14 protein-coding genes are annotated in these 15535 nt (G+C 48.5%); 8 read left to right on the top strand and 6 right to left on the bottom strand.

What is annotated here, in order from left to right; genetic code table 11:
* The 4 genes from Q0R17_RS06980 to Q0R17_RS06965 form a co-directional block, all read left to right on the top strand.
* Nucleotides 1-166 (top strand): contractile injection system protein, VgrG/Pvc8 family (locus Q0R17_RS06980; RefSeq protein ID WP_308446353.1); only part of this gene is annotated, 166 nt, incomplete at its 5' end.
* Nucleotides 103-927: a phospholipase effector Tle1 domain-containing protein gene (locus tag Q0R17_RS06975; protein ID WP_293933346.1), complete on the top strand. Its 825-nt coding sequence runs from the start codon at nucleotides 103-105 to the stop codon at nucleotides 925-927. The genes Q0R17_RS06980 and Q0R17_RS06975, both read left to right, overlap by 64 nt.
* Nucleotides 928-1281: 354 nt before the next feature.
* Nucleotides 1282-1404 (top strand): hypothetical protein, encoded by a 123-nt coding sequence (locus tag Q0R17_RS06970; protein ID WP_293933344.1) that lies wholly within the window; start codon nucleotides 1282-1284, stop codon nucleotides 1402-1404.
* Between the two features lie 55 nt (nucleotides 1405-1459).
* Nucleotides 1460-2035 (top strand): alpha/beta hydrolase, encoded by a 576-nt coding sequence (locus Q0R17_RS06965; RefSeq protein WP_293933342.1) that lies wholly within the window; start codon nucleotides 1460-1462, stop codon nucleotides 2033-2035.
* Here Q0R17_RS06965 and Q0R17_RS06960 read toward each other — a convergent pair.
* The 4 genes from Q0R17_RS06960 to glpD form a co-directional block, all read right to left on the bottom strand.
* On the bottom strand, nucleotides 2032-3507 hold the full coding sequence (locus Q0R17_RS06960) for a hypothetical protein (protein ID WP_293933340.1): 1476 nt from the start codon (nucleotides 3505-3507) through the stop codon (nucleotides 2032-2034). The two genes, Q0R17_RS06965 and Q0R17_RS06960, sit on opposite strands and share 4 nt — an antisense overlap.
* Before the next feature lie 25 nt (nucleotides 3508-3532).
* On the bottom strand, nucleotides 3533-5641 hold the full coding sequence (locus Q0R17_RS06955; RefSeq protein ID WP_293933338.1) for a hypothetical protein: 2109 nt from the start codon (nucleotides 5639-5641) through the stop codon (nucleotides 3533-3535).
* Between the two features lie 406 nt (nucleotides 5642-6047).
* Nucleotides 6048-6848, bottom strand: coding sequence for a triose-phosphate isomerase (tpiA, locus tag Q0R17_RS06950; protein ID WP_293933336.1), 801 nt, complete (start codon nucleotides 6846-6848; stop codon nucleotides 6048-6050).
* Nucleotides 6849-6861: 13 nt separating this feature from the next.
* A complete protein-coding gene (gene glpD / locus Q0R17_RS06945; RefSeq protein ID WP_293933335.1) occupies nucleotides 6862-8364 on the bottom strand; it encodes a glycerol-3-phosphate dehydrogenase in 1503 nt (500 codons plus the stop codon).
* Nucleotides 8365-8588: 224 nt separating this feature from the next.
* On the opposite strand from glpD, the gene Q0R17_RS06940 reads away from it, so the two are divergent.
* The 4 genes from Q0R17_RS06940 to glpT all read left to right on the top strand — a co-directional run bounded on the left by Q0R17_RS06940 (nucleotide 8589) and on the right by glpT (nucleotide 13761).
* Nucleotides 8589-9368, top strand: a complete 780-nt coding sequence (locus tag Q0R17_RS06940) for a DeoR/GlpR family DNA-binding transcription regulator (RefSeq protein WP_293933334.1) — start codon at nucleotides 8589-8591, stop codon at nucleotides 9366-9368.
* A 669-nt stretch (nucleotides 9369-10037) separates the two neighbouring features.
* Nucleotides 10038-11543: a glycerol kinase GlpK gene (gene glpK, locus Q0R17_RS06935; RefSeq protein ID WP_293933332.1), complete on the top strand. Its 1506-nt coding sequence runs from the start codon at nucleotides 10038-10040 to the stop codon at nucleotides 11541-11543.
* 50 nt (nucleotides 11544-11593) lie between these two features.
* On the top strand, nucleotides 11594-12298 hold the full coding sequence (locus Q0R17_RS06930) for an MIP/aquaporin family protein (RefSeq protein ID WP_293933331.1): 705 nt from the start codon (nucleotides 11594-11596) through the stop codon (nucleotides 12296-12298).
* Between the two features lie 80 nt (nucleotides 12299-12378).
* Entirely contained in the window at nucleotides 12379-13761 is a 1383-nt protein-coding gene (gene glpT, locus Q0R17_RS06925) for a glycerol-3-phosphate transporter (RefSeq protein ID WP_293933330.1), read from the top strand.
* Between the two features lie 104 nt (nucleotides 13762-13865).
* On the opposite strand, the gene Q0R17_RS06920 is transcribed toward glpT, so the two are convergent.
* Together Q0R17_RS06920 and rfaD are read right to left on the bottom strand one after the other, a co-directional pair.
* Nucleotides 13866-14024 carry a hypothetical protein gene (locus Q0R17_RS06920; RefSeq protein ID WP_293933328.1) on the bottom strand — a complete coding sequence of 53 codons (159 nt, stop codon included), beginning with the start codon at nucleotides 14022-14024 and terminating at the stop codon, nucleotides 13866-13868.
* Between the two features lie 179 nt (nucleotides 14025-14203).
* Nucleotides 14204-15199: an ADP-glyceromanno-heptose 6-epimerase gene (gene rfaD, locus Q0R17_RS06915; protein WP_293933327.1), complete on the bottom strand. Its 996-nt coding sequence runs from the start codon at nucleotides 15197-15199 to the stop codon at nucleotides 14204-14206.
* Nucleotides 15200-15535: the final 336 nt, after the last annotated feature.

Raw genomic sequence — 15535 nt, 5'->3', positions numbered from 1 at the left:
GCAAGCAGCAGACGCCCAAAAGAAATCCTTTACCGGCTCTGGCACGCTACGCGCTTTACAAGCGGGGCAATGGTTCCGCCTAGAAGATCACCCCGCACATGAATGGGACAGTGCCGAGCAGCGGGAATTTGCCATTACAGGACTGACGTTCACCGCAAACAATTAGATGTTGCAATTAGTCTATTCTTTGATGGCACAAATAACAATATGGACCGCGACATAGAAGACTCATCACACAGTAATATCGTTCGACTCTATCGGATTCATAAAGTATCCCAAGGAAGCGGGGCACTACAAAAAACAGGGCGCTATGCCATTTACATCCTTGGTGTTGGAACAATATTTAAGCCCAATAAAGAGCTGCGTGAATCTGCTGATGGAAAAGCAATGGCAAAAGGAGGACAAGCCCGCATCCTCTACGCACTTTTTCACACATACAACGCTGTATACAAAGCTATAAACGATGAAGAAGTATTGTGGGACGAAGGCGCTATCGCAAAAAAAATAGAACAATATAAACGCGATGTAGAACAGCAAAACAATTACGATCCACAAATGCGCCGTGAGCGGCCTAATCGTAAAACTTGGTTTGCCGATTTAAGAGAAGAATTAAATGCCAAATTGCAGGAAGTGCGTAGCGCTAAGCCTAAGCCTGCTATTCCTTTAATTAGGGTATCGGTATTTGGTTTTTCTCGTGGGGCGATTGAGGCGCGGGCATTTTGTTGCTGGCTAGATGCGGCCTTAGATCATGGCACGCTCTGTGGAATACCCTTAGAGATTAATTTTCTTGGCCTATTTGATTCTGTTGCATCGGTGGGCTTGGCTAATTCTGCAGCCGAAACCACGCCGCTATGGTTTGCCAATGGGCATTTTGATTGGGCTGCAGAAACCTTAAAGCCTTTGCCTGGGCTGTCAAAGAGCGCTTAAGTTATCTGACTGGCGACACGCCCCAGATGCCATTGAAAAACTTGCGCTCAGCATTTTTGATCAAGCCCCTAGTAGCACCCTTGCGCCTGCGCTACAGATGCTTGATGAGCACGTGCATAATTCGCTTTCAGGCTTTTATTTGGCTGGCTACGTTACCAAAGAAGAAAAATCTGAGCGCCTGCTAGAAATGCAGAAAAAACCGCCTAAATCAGGCACCCCTATGATGAAAAAGTTTACCAAAACACGCAGGCAGACCCAGAAGTCAGCCAGCGATTAAAAGATAAACAGGCCCTCAAAAAAGACAGTGATCGCGTATTTACACCAGAAGAACAAGACAAGCTTAAAACGGATCAAATGTTCCCTGTATTAACTGATGCAAATGCCCCTGAACTACGCAATGACATTATCACCACCCAATCTTGGACACGCAGAGAAGGCGGTGGTTATCTAAAAGAGCGGGTGATTTTTCCTGATTAGTTGTTGCGATTGGCATATAAAATAATCAAAAAATTTAAGTCCATAAGAGCCCACAATGCCCACCACCTACATCATCCATGGCTTTGAAGCTTCGCCCACAGACCACTGGTTTGCTTGGTTAAAAGAGCAACTCGCCACGATCGACGTGCCCTGCCATATTTTAGCCATGCCAAACTCCGGCACGCCTGATTTACAAGCATGGCTGACAGCAATTCAGCAAGGTGTGGCGGTACACAATGAGGATGTTTATTTTGTAGGGCATAGCTTGGGCTGCATTACGGTGCTGCGCCATTTGGAACACATTCAGCAGCCCGTAGGTGGCGTGGTACTGGTGGCGGGATTTGCTGAGGCGGTGCCGCTCTTGCCTCAGCTTGATGCGTTTACGGCGCGGCCATTAAATAAGCTGCATTTGCGCGAGGGGATTAGGCAACGCTGCGTAATTGCTGCAGACAACGATGCCTCCGTACCCTTTGCGCTGACACAAGCCCTAAGCCAGCAATTAGACGCCCAGTTTTTGCTGGTAAAAAACGGTGGGCATTTTTTAATGAGCGAAGGTTTCACTACCCTACCGGTGGTTTTGCAAGAATTGCAAAAGATGTTTCAAATCGCCGCAATTGCTCCCAGCCATTAATGCGCAGGCGGCACTTTTACCCGCATTAATTTGCTCTTTTTAAGCTGAATAAGTGGGTTGCCCGCCTCAGAAAACAAGAAAGAGTAATCGCTAACCAGCGTGGCGTTTTTCCCTGCGATGGTCGCCCCCGTGTGGCAGCTCAGGCAGTTGATGTCCTGATGGTAGGTTTCTAACACCGTATTTGCCACAGGCTGCTGCGCGACGGGGGGCTGGGCATTGCCATCGGGGAGCGGTGCGGTAGCACCAGGGTAAATGGGGGTGTTGTTATTGGGCCAAAGCACATTCACCAGTTGGTAATTTAAAAACACCGAGCTTGGATTAGCCGCTTTAATCGTGGCCCAAGTATTGGTATTAAGGGCTGCGATATTATTAGCGGTGGTGTTGCTGATGGGCGTAGTACGCACCACTTGCACCGGCGCATTGTAAGGATCTGTACCCACCACCGGCATTTTATTCTGCACACATTTGTAGTAATCCGTTGCTGGATCACAGTTTAGATTGAAATAAGTGTACCAAGGCAAGGGCGGCGCGCTTAGCTCGGTTTTGCTGGGCGCATTATAAACATGCTCAAAAGTACTCCACATAAACTGCTGGGCATTGGGTGTTTTGCGAATAATATGCAAAGCCACTAGGCCCACGGTGACCTGCTTGGGCGTGGTGCTGCCGCCGCCTGTGATTGGATAACTCACCCATGCTTGGGATGTTTTAAACATTGGCCAGAGTGTGGGGTCATCCAGCTCTATCCATGCCGCTTTAATTTCAATCGCTCCTACCGTGCCATAAGTGGAAAACGTCGCCGAGCCATCGGGCAGATTCAGCCCCTGCGTGGTGGCAAATGCGGGCTGCTTGTTGGCGATATACAGCTGATTCTGATTGATATAGTTGTACTCATCCTGATTAAGCCGCTTTTCAAACAAGGTGACGTAGTTATTCATTTTGGGCTGCGCGGTGAGCCACGCACCATGGGTACCTGCCTCGGCGATGTCTTTTAAAGCAGGCACGGGGGAATCGCCAAATTTAGATGTCTGATACAAGCCCTTCACCCCCAAGGCCGAAGTGGCTTTAAGGGTTTTACTTTTCATTAAAGGCCGCATCGCAAGCGGAATATCCTGCTTATTCGCCCATGGCAAAGGGGGTGCGCCATTAGGGCGAAACACCTCAAACGATTCTTTATAACTTTCCCAAACCACAGGGCTAGTCGTGCCTGCGACTCCAAAAGCGGACGCAGGCACGCCAGTATTTGGCTGCCCCGGTAAACTGGGGTCTGCCGCCCAATTAAGCGTAATAAATTGTTGCCATGCCAGATTATTGAAAGCGTTTTGATTGGTGCCCAGTGAATCGCAAGGAATAATCGGCTGCAAAACCGGCACGCCTGCCCACGTTGGGCAAGCTGCATTGGCGGCAGACCCAAGCAACAATCCCGCCGAAACACCAATATACGCGGACACCCGCCAACGATTCACTAAGCGCATGGCAACCCCCTTTAATAAAGAATGATCAGGCCGGAATAATATTCAGCAGCGCCGACATAGGCGCTTGCTCCGGATCCCCATAATTAGTAAGCGATAAGCCGCGTAAACCCAGCTCAGCATTTGCGCCCACACTGACTTGTAAATTTAAGGAGGCGCATTGGGATGGATAAGAATTACCCGGTACGGCGTAATTTACGTTGTCGTTAAAGTTACTCACCACTACGGTGATATCAGGCCCAAAATCCACCGTTGGCAACTGCCCTTGCGGCCCTAGCTGCGCCGTGGTGCAGGTCAGCACCATAGGAATATTGCTTTGCCCAAGCCGTGCAATCGGCGCAATCAGGGTGGAATTGCTAGCCAGTGAAATTGGCGTATTCATCGGATTGCTGACTTGGGTATTAAAGTAAGCATTCCAAATGGCCGAGTGAAACAGCTGTAAGGGCTGGGCGTAATCAGGCGGGACGGGGGTCGCTGGTGGTGTTACACCTGCGGGCGGCGGTAAAACGCAAGCTTCATTGGCAGGCGCAGCCGAAACCTGTATCGGGCGCGCCCACAGGCCTACCGACATTTGCTGGGTAAGCTGGCCACCCCACTGAATGGACTCGCCCGATGCATCGGTGATATCGCCTATCGTAAACGACACACCCGCTGCTACCCAAGATTGTGGCAACTGAAACACCGCATGCAGCACAAAATTACCGCCATTTTGTGGCGATGCTGTGGTGGCACCAAACAACATGCCGGTGACTGGATCGGTTAACTCTGCCGAGCCACGCACAATTTGCCAGCAATCCTGAGCGGAGGCATTTGCAGGCAGTTTTGGATCTGCTGGCAGGGTAAAGCCGCTTAAATCAGGCACTTGAATATACAAACCCGTTGGGTTAGCCAGCGCGGCTTTACACGGCGCACCCGTTGCCTGCCCGCCAACCACCTGATTAACCGATTGCCCAATATGCGGATCACTATTGCGATAAGCCTGCCCGTATTGCGCGCAGCAAATCAGTGTTTGCGGCACGCTATTGCCGCAAACACGTTGAATGGTTGCTCCACCTGCCAGCGCCATTTCTGTTTGTAGCGTGTTTGGGGTGCTGGTTAAGTGCATCGCACCACCATAATTACTACTACTTCCCCGCACGGCAACGGGGCCGCTATTCCATTTATTCAGCGGGTTATAAGCTGGACGGCCAGTCGATGGATCAATCACCACCGCTTTAGTCACCGGATCGAGTAAATACAAATCGCTAACAGTCACCACAACTTGGGCCGACGTTGGCGCACCAAAGCTTAATGTGGATGAATATACATCGGCTACTTTTTGCGGATCTATCATCCACAGCGTGTTCCAGTATTCTGGGTTTTCGCAGGTCATATCAATGCGGGTGATTTTATCGCTTTGTGGATCGCGTACTACGCTCCACTCACAATACTCATCCTGCCAGCCACGCGGGCCGTAAGGGCCGTACATATGCAGCTCGCTATTCCATGTGGCTTGCGGGCAAAGCTGGGTGGGGATATTTTGAAAAGCAGGGATAGGCTCTTCGGCAGTGCCATATTGATCGGCAATGGCAAACAATTGCTGTGCTGAATAATTATAAGGATTGGCAGGATAAGCACCTTTACCCAGATACTGGCCTAGGCGGTTTGGAAAAGCCGTCCAGTGAATTAAAGTAGCCGTGGCCGTGCTGGGAATCGTGGTGAAATTGGTGTCAAAATAAGAAGTCTGATTGTTGGCGTAAAGCAAATTCCACGGGTCGCCCAGAATCGCCTGAGCCGTAAACCCGCTGATATTGGTGTTCCACTGCAGGCTGGTCGCATTATCCTGAGCCGAATCCACTGGGAAATCATTAATAAAGGCAGGCGTGTTAAACACTACTTTCTGATAAGAATCGCATTGTGGCGCACTGCCATACCAAGGTTGACCAGAGAAAAAAGCCGCATCACCTGGGCTAAAGCTGCGGCCATTGGTAAGCACCATGCCTTGGCGGCAATAGAAAAAAAAACTGACCTCGGTATTAAGCTCGGCATATTCTCTAGCCACCTCCACGCTACCGCACGCTTTGGTGCCAATCCAGTTATCCCAACTAGCACCCTGAAACTGGGCAACATTGCTTGTTTCTATCCACGTATTTTGCATGACTCACTCCATTGACCCATCAAAAAGCAAACGTAGTCTTAGGCTTTAAAACCCAACGACCATTGAAAAGCAGAGCAACTGAGCACTGGATACGGCACAAATCCCATACCGCCTCTGGCCCTTAGACAAACTTACCAAACCCAAAAAATACTGACTAAAAAATTTCAAATAATGAAAAAAGACTTACTCGAAAACCAATATAGATTTTAAGCAATACATTTCAATGAAATTATTAGTTATAAAAGAACGCCAAAGCAAAGAAATGAAAATCTATAACAATATTCAAGAAAGCAAATGTAATGCACACCTAGTACTTCATTGGCTTTGAGCACAAAAAAGCCCGCTAGCAATGAAGCTAACGGGCTTTTTATGTGCACAAAGCAAAGTGCGCTAAGACGAACGGAATTTAAATCATGGCTGAGCGGTAAATACTCAGTAAATCCAGCACATTCAAAGAGGCGCCCCCTACCAAGCCACCGTCAATATCCGGCATGGCAAATAGCGATGCGGCATTGTCTGCTTTTACGCTGCCACCATATAAAATGGTCACAGATTCACCCCACTCAGGCACAAACAGCGCCAATTGGCGGCGCAAAAAAGCATGCACGTCTTGGGCCATCTCTGGCGTTGCCGCAAGCCCTGTGCCAATAGCCCATACCGGCTCGTAAGCCAAAACAAAAACGGCATTTTTTTTCATCAGCTGCAAAATGGCATTGAGCTGCTTGGCCAATACGGCCTCGGTATTGCCGGATTCACGATCCTCCATTGTTTCACCCACGCAAACAATCGGGATAACACCAGCGGCAATGCACATGGCCGCTTTTACGGCCACAGTCTGGTTGCATTCGCGGTGGCGATCGCGGCGCTCTGAATGCCCCACAATGGCGTAGCGACAGCCCAGCTCAGCTAGCATATCCGCCGACCATTCACCGGTGCGTGCACCATGCGTCACTTCAGCCACATCCTGCGCGCCGTATTGCACACCAGAGCGATTCGCCAGCCGCCCTACTTCGCCCAGATAAGGCGCAGGTGGGCATACTACTAGCTCAACTTTTGCATTCGCTGCGTCTGCAAGGCGTGGCAAGCTTTCCCTACAGAGCGCAAGATTGCCAAACATCTTCCAATTAGCCACCACCATTCTTGCACGCGGTGCTGCTATATTCACTGGGCAGCTTACCGTTGCGTCTTGCATATCCATCGCTTGCATTATGTTTCCTTGATTAAACGAGCACCGCCGCACGGCTTGTTTGATGGGACAGCCATTGGTTTAAGACTTCTTCAGCACCTAGCGGCAAATGCAGTTTCAATTTGGTTCTGCGCCACAGCATATCTTCGGCACTTTTTGCCCATTCAAATTGCATTAAATAGCGCACTTCCGCCTCATAGAGCTGCGGCAAAATAGCCTCACCCAAATCGGCCACGCATTTTTTACCCTTAAGCAATACCGCCGTGCGTGAGCCATAAGTACGAGCATAGCGCTGTAATAAATCACTAGGGAGCCAAGCATATTCATGCGCTAGGCTTTGCATAAATACTTCAAAAGTCCCATTTAGATCACCACCTGGTAAGGGTTTGCTGGCGCTCCATGACGGGTGCTGATTGCCCAAATGGGGTGCAAGTAGATCAACCGCCTGCTCTGCCAGCTTACGATATGTTGTAATCTTGCCGCCAAAGACCGATAGCAAGCCTTGGCTAGCATCAAATTCCAAAGAGTAATCACGGGTCACGCTGGCGGCATTGCCAGAGGCATCATCCAATAAAGGGCGCACGCCAGAAAAGGTGGCCACCACATCCTTAGGGCTGATTTGCTGCTCAAAATAGCGATTACTCATCTGGCAAAGGTAGGCTATTTCGTCTTTATCAATACTTACTTTGGCAGGGTCGGCGTGGTATTCAACATCGGTTGTGCCAATTAAAGTGAAGTCTTTTTCGTAAGGAATAGCAAAAATAATGCGTTTATCAGGGTTCTGAAAAATATAGGCATCGGCATGATCAAATAATTTTTTCACCACAATATGACTGCCTTTCACCAAACGCAGCGCATGTACTGATCTTTGCCCGACTACATTTTTAAGTACGGATTCCACCCAAGCCCCTGCTGCATTGACGACAGTGCGTGCTTTAACCGTCTGCGCCCCGCTGGCTCCTTGTAAGGTGCAGTGCCATAAATCTTGTTCGCGCTTCGCCGCCACGCAAGCGGTTTGGGTGTACACCACGGCACCGCGCTCTACCGCATCCATGGCATTGAGCACCACCAAACGCGCATCTTGTACCCAGCCATCGGAGTAAGCAAAACCATGGGTATAGCCTGCTTTTAATGGCTGGCCCGAAGCATGGCGATCAAAACGGATGGTTTCTGTACCCTTTAAAACTTTTCGGCTGGCCAAATGATCATAAAGAAACAATCCTGTACGAATCAGCCACTTAGGGCGGCCCTCAGGATCGTGCGGCATCACAAAACGCAGCGGCCAAATAATATGTGGGGCTAAATCCAGCAGCACTTCGCGCTCTTGCAGTGCTTTGCGCACCAAGCCAAATTCGTAATACTCCAAGTAGCGCAAGCCACCATGAATGAGCTTAGAACTGGCGGACGACGTATGCTGCGCCAGATCGTCTTTTTCGCACAGGCAAACAGAAAGCCCACGGCCAGCCGCGTCTCGCGCGATCCCGACCCCATTAATCCCCCCTCCAACTACCAGTACATCGTAAATTTTCTCTTCCACGTTTTGGCCCCAGATGCGGTGAACTTTATTGACTATTACCCAAAATAATACACAAACAAATACAAAACAACAAAATACTAACATTATACTTTTGTAAATGTTTGCTATGAAAAACCCCTACACAAAAAAACACTTTCTCATCGCGCAGCTTGCGTGGGCTTGATAAACTAATAAAAAGCAATTAATCCCCATTACCCACACTGCCCAGCCACTGAGAACCCCGCATGATTCTTAATTTACGCCAGCAAGAACTTTTGAAATGGGTGCAAAGAGAGGCTTATGTCAGCGTAGACAAGCTGGCCGAGCACTTTGATGTCACCCAACAAACCATCCGCCGTGATATTCATCAGCTGGTTGAAAACAAGCTAGTACAAAAACTACATGGAGGTGTAAGCACACTATCTAGCGTCGAAAACGTGGCCTATGCCGCAAGGCAAGTGCTGCTGATCGAAGAAAAACAAAGAATTGCCGAGTTGGTAGCGGCGCATATTCCAAATAACGCCTCTTTATTTATTAATTTAGGCACTACCACAGAGGAAGTCGCCAAAGCACTGCGCCACCATCATGGCTTGCATGTGATTACCAATAATTTGAATGTTGCTGCAATGATGTGCACCTATCACGATTGTGAAGTGATTATTGCGGGGGGCATGGTGCGGGGGCGGGATCGCGGCATCACCGGCGAAGCCACGATCGATTTTATTAATCAGTTTAAAGTGGATTACGGCATTATCGGCATCTCCAGCATTGAGGCCGATGGCACGCTACGTGATTTTGACTTTAGAGAAGTACGCACTGCCGAGGCGATTATTAAGCAATCTCGGCATGTTTTTTTAGTGGCAGATCACTCCAAATTTGGCCGACCCGCCTTGGCACGCCAAGGGCATCTATCCCAAATAACCGCACTATTTACAGACAAACCTGTTGATGCCGCGATGGAAAACGTCATCAAAGAATCAAAAACCCAACTCTACGTTGCATCAGCAGCGCCGAGTGCTGGCTAACTTCAATTGATGTATTTTTTGTCCGGGCGGCAAAATCCATCCACCCCATTTAAAAACGAATAACACATTTTATTGGGAGGGCAAAGACGGCTTACTTGCCTGCTCTACAGGCATCAATTTAAGCCATTGCCATGCACGGGCACCGCTTTTCAAAGGACTGTGCTTTTTTGCAGGGCGGTTTTCACCCTCACTATGCAATCCGCTTTTAATCACAACCAAGCAACTTGATATCCATCACTTTTTTAGGGCAGATGGAACTTCGTGCAGGCATAAAAAGTAGCTACATCCTCATTAATACCTCAGGTAATCGCTGCATCCCCCTTGATGCACACATGCAAAAATATGATTTCAGCAGGAATTTTTATTTTATTTGTTCCATTTCGCATAAAAATGCAACAAACAAAAAAACACTTTTTTTGCTTACATCCCTTGGGAATACTCGCCTTAGCGCTTTTGTAGTCAGAAAAGATCGATTACAAGCTGCGGCATTCCCTGATATAAATCATCGTTACAACGATTAAAATCAAAAATGATCAGAAAGTAACATTTACCGGCAACAGCCACCTTTCTAGTCTTATGGGCCACCCATCCGCCAGAGATACGGGGCCTTAAACACAAAATGCACACCAATTAACACATCGCTTGCCGCAAGATGCAAAGGGGATAAAAGTGAAAGAAAAATACATTTTGGCGCTTGACCAAGGAACAACCAGTTCACGCGCAATTTTGTTTAACCAGGCAGGCGACATCATCTCGATGGCGCAAAAAGAATTCAAACAAATCTACCCTCAGCCAGGCTGGGTTGAGCACGACGCACTCGAGATTTGGATTGGTCAATCTACCGTGGCACACGAAGCCATTACCCGCGCCAATATTGACAGCACCCAATTAGCGGGCATCGGCATCACGAATCAACGCGAAACCACCGTGGTATGGAATCGCGAAACTGGCCTGCCGGTGTATAACGCCATTGTTTGGCAAGACCGCCGCACCGCGCAGTATTGCGATGAAATCAAGGCTCAGGGTTTAGAAGCATCCATCCGCGCCAAAACCGGCCTACCGGTCGATGCCTATTTCTCTGGCAGCAAAATCAAGTGGATTTTAGATAATGTAGCGGGCGCTCGTGAGCTAGCTAACGCAGGCAAACTAGCCTTTGGCACGATTGATAGCTGGCTGATCTGGAATTACACCCAAGGCGAAGTGCATGTCACCGATGTATCTAACGCGTCTCGCACCATGCTGTTTAATATACAAACCCTAAGCTGGGATAAAGACCTACTAGAGCTGATGGATATCCCCGCCAGCATGCTGCCGGAAGTGCGCTCATCCAGCGAAATTTATGGCTACACCCACGAAGCCACCCTAGGTAGCCGCGTGCCTTTATCTGGCATTGCAGGCGATCAACAAGCGGCGCTATTTGGCCAGCAATGCACCCGCCCCGGCATGGTTAAGAATACCTACGGCACGGGCTGCTTTATGATGATGAATACCGGTGTAACACCCATCATCTCTAACAACAATCTCATCACCACTATCGCTTGGCAAATTGGCGATCGCGTGGAATACGCGCTGGAAGGCAGTATTTTTATTGGCGGCGCGGTGGTGCAATGGCTGCGCGACGGCCTTGGCATGATCAGCAAATCATCCGAAGTGAATGAGCTAGCAGGCCAAGTCAGCGATAGCGACGGCGTTTATTTAGTACCTGCCTTTGCAGGACTTGGCGCACCACACTGGAATCAAGACGCACGTGGCTCTCTATTTGGCGCAACGCTAGGCACTAAATCAGCCCATATCGCTCGTGCAGCACTGGATAGCATTGCCTATCAAACCGCTGACGTTCTCAAGGCGATGGAAGCCGATGCCGGCATCAGTATTCCAGAGTTACGCGTCGATGGTGGTGCCAGCGTCAACCCACTCTTAATGCAATTTCAAGCCGACATTTTAGGCACAGATGTGATTCGCCCCAAAATCACCGAAACCACCGCACTCGGTGCGGCTTATCTAGCGGGCCTTGCCGTGGGCTACTGGAAAAGCATTGACGATGTGCAAAGCCAATGGCAATTAGATAAGCGCTTTAGCGCCGAAATGCCGGCAGAAACATCCCAGCAATACCTAAAAGGTTGGCATCGCGCGGTAGAAGCCACTAAGACATGGGCTAACCACGAAGCGGTTTGATTTTTTTATTAAAACCCTGCCAAGCTGGCAGGGCATTAAGGATCTACAAAATGACTCCATTAATTGCCGAGTTTATTGGCACCGCGCTCCTAGTCTTATTAGGCAATGGCGTGGTTGCCAATGTATTACTGAATAAAACCAAGGGGCAAAATAGCGGCTTAATTGTCATTGCCTTTGGTTGGGCAATGGCCGTGTTTGTGGGCGTATTTAGCGTGGCGGCCATTAGTGGTGCCCACCTTAACCCCGCCGTAACTATTGCCTTGGCTGTAGCAGGCAAATTTGCCTGGGGCAATGTGGCAGGTTATATCGTGGCACAAATGTTAGGCGGCATGGCCGGTGCCTTAGTGATGTGGTTAATGTATCGCAAGCACTTTGAAAGCACTGAAGACAGCGATCTAAAGCTGGCGGTTTTTTGCACTGGCCCAGCTATTCGCAGCCTACCAGGCAATTTGGTTTCTGAAATCGTCGCGACTTTTGTCTTGGTATTTGCGATCTTAAGCATGGTTTCACCAAAAATGTCCCTTGGCGCGATGGATGCCCTGCCCGTTGCCTTATTAGTACTGGGGATTGGTGTATCACTAGGCGGCACAACGGGCTACGCCATGAGCCCAGCTCGTGATTTAGGCCCACGCATCATGCACGCCCTGCTGCCTATTTCCGGAAAAAGAAACAGCGACTGGGGCTACGCATGGGTGCCCGTGGTTGGCTCAATCATCGGTGCGGTGCTTGCTGCACTGGCTCACGGCATTCACTAAATCTTCCGGCCAGCCACTTGGCTGGCCCACTCCTCGCTTAACCAATGCGGCTTTCATGACGCATGATAAGGAGCGCTCAGATGTTTAAATTTTTAAAGCCCGCCCCCCATATCACCCGTATGGACGAAGAAAAGATCGACAGCAGCTATAAACGGCTGCGCTGGCAACTCTTCCTCGGTATTTTTTTGGGTTACGCTGGTTATTACTTAGTACGTAAAAACTTCTCACTTGCCATGCCTTATTTAGTTGAGCAAGGTTTTTCTCGTGGCGATTTAGGCGTTGCCATGTCCGGCGTAGCCATTGCTTATGGGATATCTAAATTCCTGATGGGGGCGGTTTCAGACCGCTCAAACCCCCGTATCTTTTTATGCATGGGCTTACTCCTTTCTGCGGCTATTTTTCTGTTTATGGGCTTTGTTCCATGGGCCACGTCCAGCGTCACCATTATGTTTGTACTGCTGTTTCTAAATGGATGGGTGCAAGGCATGGGCTGGCCACCGTGTGGCCGCACTATGGTGCATTGGTGGAGTCAGAAAGAACGTGGCTCGGTCGTTTCGGTATGGAACTGCGCACATAATGTTGGCGGCGGTATGATAGGCCCGCTATTTATTTTAGGTATGGGCTGGTTCAACGATTGGCGTTCGGCATTTTATGTACCTGCGGCGGCGGCCATTGCCATTGCCGTCTTGGTTTTTGTGGTGATGCGTGATACGCCGCAATCCTGCGGCCTGCCTCCGGTTGAAGAATATAAAAACGACTATCCAAAAGACTATAACGCTGAGCATGAAATTGAGCTGAGCGCCAAAGAAATATTTAAAAAATACATCCTGCCTAATAAACTGCTCTGGTATATCGCCTTTGCAAATGTATTTGTCTATTTACTCCGCTACGGCGTATTGGATTGGGCCCCAACTTACTTAAAAGAAGCCAAGCAGTTTTCAGTCGACAAATCATCATGGGCCTACTTTCTGTTTGAATGGGCCGGTATTCCAGGCACCCTACTTTGCGGCTGGATGTCAGACAAAGTATTTAAAGGCAACCGCGGCGCAACGGGTTTGTTCTTTATGGGCTTAGTGACCATTGCCACGATCGTTTACTGGCTAAACCCAGCGGGCAACCCAACCGTTGATATGCTGGCACTGATTGCCATTGGCTTCTTTATCTACGGCCCAGTCATGCTCATTGGCCTACATGCTTTAGAACTAGCGCCCAAAAAAGCCGCCGGAACCGCCGCCGGATTTACTGGGCTGTTCGGATACCTTGGCGGATCAGTAGCGGCCAGTGCCGTGGTGGGCTACACGGTGGATCATTTTGGTTGGGATGGTGGCTTTATGCTACTGATCGGCTCATGTATCGCTGCCATGGCTTTACTGGCATTGACCATGCTAAACGACACCCCTGCCAACAAAACCAAACGTGAAGAGAAAATGCTTAAACCACAGCTAGCCAAAGCCAATAGCTAAAAAAGCTGTCATAAAAAAAATGCCGCACTAACAAAAGTGCGGCATTTTTTATAAGTGCAAGCGCCACGGGATAGTGCTTTATTAAAACTATGCATTGAACGCCCTTATTTATTATTCCAAGCAACTTGATAAGACGGGGACGTCAGCGTAGAAACCTGAGCGTCTCTTATGCTTTCTTCATGCGCATTAACAATTGCCATATAGATTGCAATGTGCACCAAGGCCACAATAAACAAAACTAATAGATGTGAAGTGAACCGCATGATTTTGACTCCATTACGCTGTGTTGATCATTACACTGTAATAGGCAAAAACAGGGTTGAGTAGGTGTAAGCGACAAGGTGCAAAAGCTAAGTAATAAAGTGCAAAAAACGCGGGCTGAAGTGCTATATAGAAGGGAAAAGCCAAGCAAACCGCGCGGCTTTTCCCTTATTTGGGCGGCTTATTTTTGCAATAAAACCTCTACATAACGGCCCACACCTTCTGCTACTGTCAAGAAATCCTCATCGTAGCCAGATTCCCTTAGTAAAGTGGTATCCGCCTCAGTAAAGCTTTGATATTTACCCTTCAAAGCATCAGGAAACTCAATGTATTCCAGCACGCCCTGCGCCACCATTTCATCTAAAGTGAGCGCAGCTTTACCCTCATGGGTGCGGCAAGCATTAACCACCGCCAATGCCACATCATTAAAGGGCTGGGATTGGCCTGTACCTAGATTATAAATGCCGCAGATTTCTGGGTTATCCATAAACCATAAATTGGCTTTAACCACATCTTCAACCGAAATAAAATCACGGGTGTGGCCACCATTAGCGTAACCCGCGTATTCGCCAAATAATTTAACTTTACCACTCTCTTTATATTGATTAAAGTGATGAAAAGCCACTGAAGCCATACGGCCTTTATGCTGCTCACGCGGGCCGTAAACATTAAAGTATCTAAAACCGACAGCCTGCGCGGTTAATTCATTCATGCGCTGGCGTAATACTTGATCGAAGAGCAATTTAGAATAACCATATACATTCAATGGCGCTTCGCAATCTGGCGTTTCAATAAAGCCATTATCGCCATTGCCATATGTTGCTGCACTAGAAGCATATAAAAACTGCACTTCCTCGGCCTGACACCAGTCGAATAAGGCCAGCGTATATTGATAGTTATTATCCATCATATACTTGCCATTATGCTCCATGGTATCCGAGCACGCGCCTTGATGGAAAATAGCGGTGATTTCGCCGTCATAATGGCCATCACTGAGATCAGCAATAAAATCTTCTTTATCTGCATAGTGACTAATCTGACAATCCACTAAGTTTTTAAATTGACCTGGTAGGCTTAAATCATCTACCGCAATAATATCGGTTTCGCCACGTGCATTCAGGCCCTTGATAATATTTGAGCCAATAAACCCTGCCGCTCCGGTGACCACGATTGCCATTTTTTATTCCTTATTTAAATACAAATAGTGCCATTTGCATATTAACGCGTGGGCACAAAAGCGTGCCCACCCTATATTTAACCTGGCGATGCCTCTTGCTCAATAACGCCGATGTAAATGCATTTTTTACAGCGAGCAATGCTCAATAAATACGCGGGCTTCACCTCAATCCTATCAACTTAAGCAGTCTGCCATTCGTAGGGCGGGTGCAACCCCATGTGCGCTAACCAAACTGGCTACGCCGTCGTAATTTAGCTTGGGAGATACGTTTTTTCCTTGGGGGCTCTCGTAAAGACTCACTCTTTTTCCCCCAGTCTCTCAAGCTTGAAAGAAGTG

This window comes from Iodobacter sp., assembly GCF_025352645.1.
In the GTDB taxonomy this organism is placed as follows: Bacteria; Pseudomonadota; Gammaproteobacteria; order Burkholderiales; family Chitinibacteraceae; genus Iodobacter.
This window is presented reverse-complemented; position numbering and strand designations above follow the sequence as displayed.

What these genes read in the sequence shown, in the direction of transcription:
- Q0R17_RS06975 (WP_293933346.1), top strand. Translation starts at nt 103, where the DNA reads ATGGGACAGTGCCGAGCAGCGGGAATTTGCCATTACAGGACTGACGTT.
- Q0R17_RS06970 (WP_293933344.1), top strand. Translation starts at nt 1,282, where the DNA reads ATGTTCCCTGTATTAACTGATGCAAATGCCCCTGAACTACGCAATGAC.
- Q0R17_RS06965 (WP_293933342.1), top strand. Translation starts at nt 1,460, where the DNA reads ATGCCCACCACCTACATCATCCATGGCTTTGAAGCTTCGCCCACAGAC.
- Q0R17_RS06960 (WP_293933340.1), bottom strand. Translation starts at nt 3,507, where the DNA reads ATGCGCTTAGTGAATCGTTGGCGGGTGTCCGCGTATATTGGTGTTTCG.
- Q0R17_RS06955 (WP_293933338.1), bottom strand. Translation starts at nt 5,641, where the DNA reads ATGCAAAATACGTGGATAGAAACAAGCAATGTTGCCCAGTTTCAGGGT.
- tpiA (WP_293933336.1), bottom strand. Translation starts at nt 6,848, where the DNA reads ATGCAAGCGATGGATATGCAAGACGCAACGGTAAGCTGCCCAGTGAAT.
- Q0R17_RS06940 (WP_293933334.1), top strand. Translation starts at nt 8,589, where the DNA reads ATGATTCTTAATTTACGCCAGCAAGAACTTTTGAAATGGGTGCAAAGA.
- Q0R17_RS06930 (WP_293933331.1), top strand. Translation starts at nt 11,594, where the DNA reads ATGACTCCATTAATTGCCGAGTTTATTGGCACCGCGCTCCTAGTCTTA.
- glpT (WP_293933330.1), top strand. Translation starts at nt 12,379, where the DNA reads ATGTTTAAATTTTTAAAGCCCGCCCCCCATATCACCCGTATGGACGAA.
- Q0R17_RS06920 (WP_293933328.1), bottom strand. Translation starts at nt 14,024, where the DNA reads ATGCGGTTCACTTCACATCTATTAGTTTTGTTTATTGTGGCCTTGGTG.
- rfaD (WP_293933327.1), bottom strand. Translation starts at nt 15,199, where the DNA reads ATGGCAATCGTGGTCACCGGAGCGGCAGGGTTTATTGGCTCAAATATT.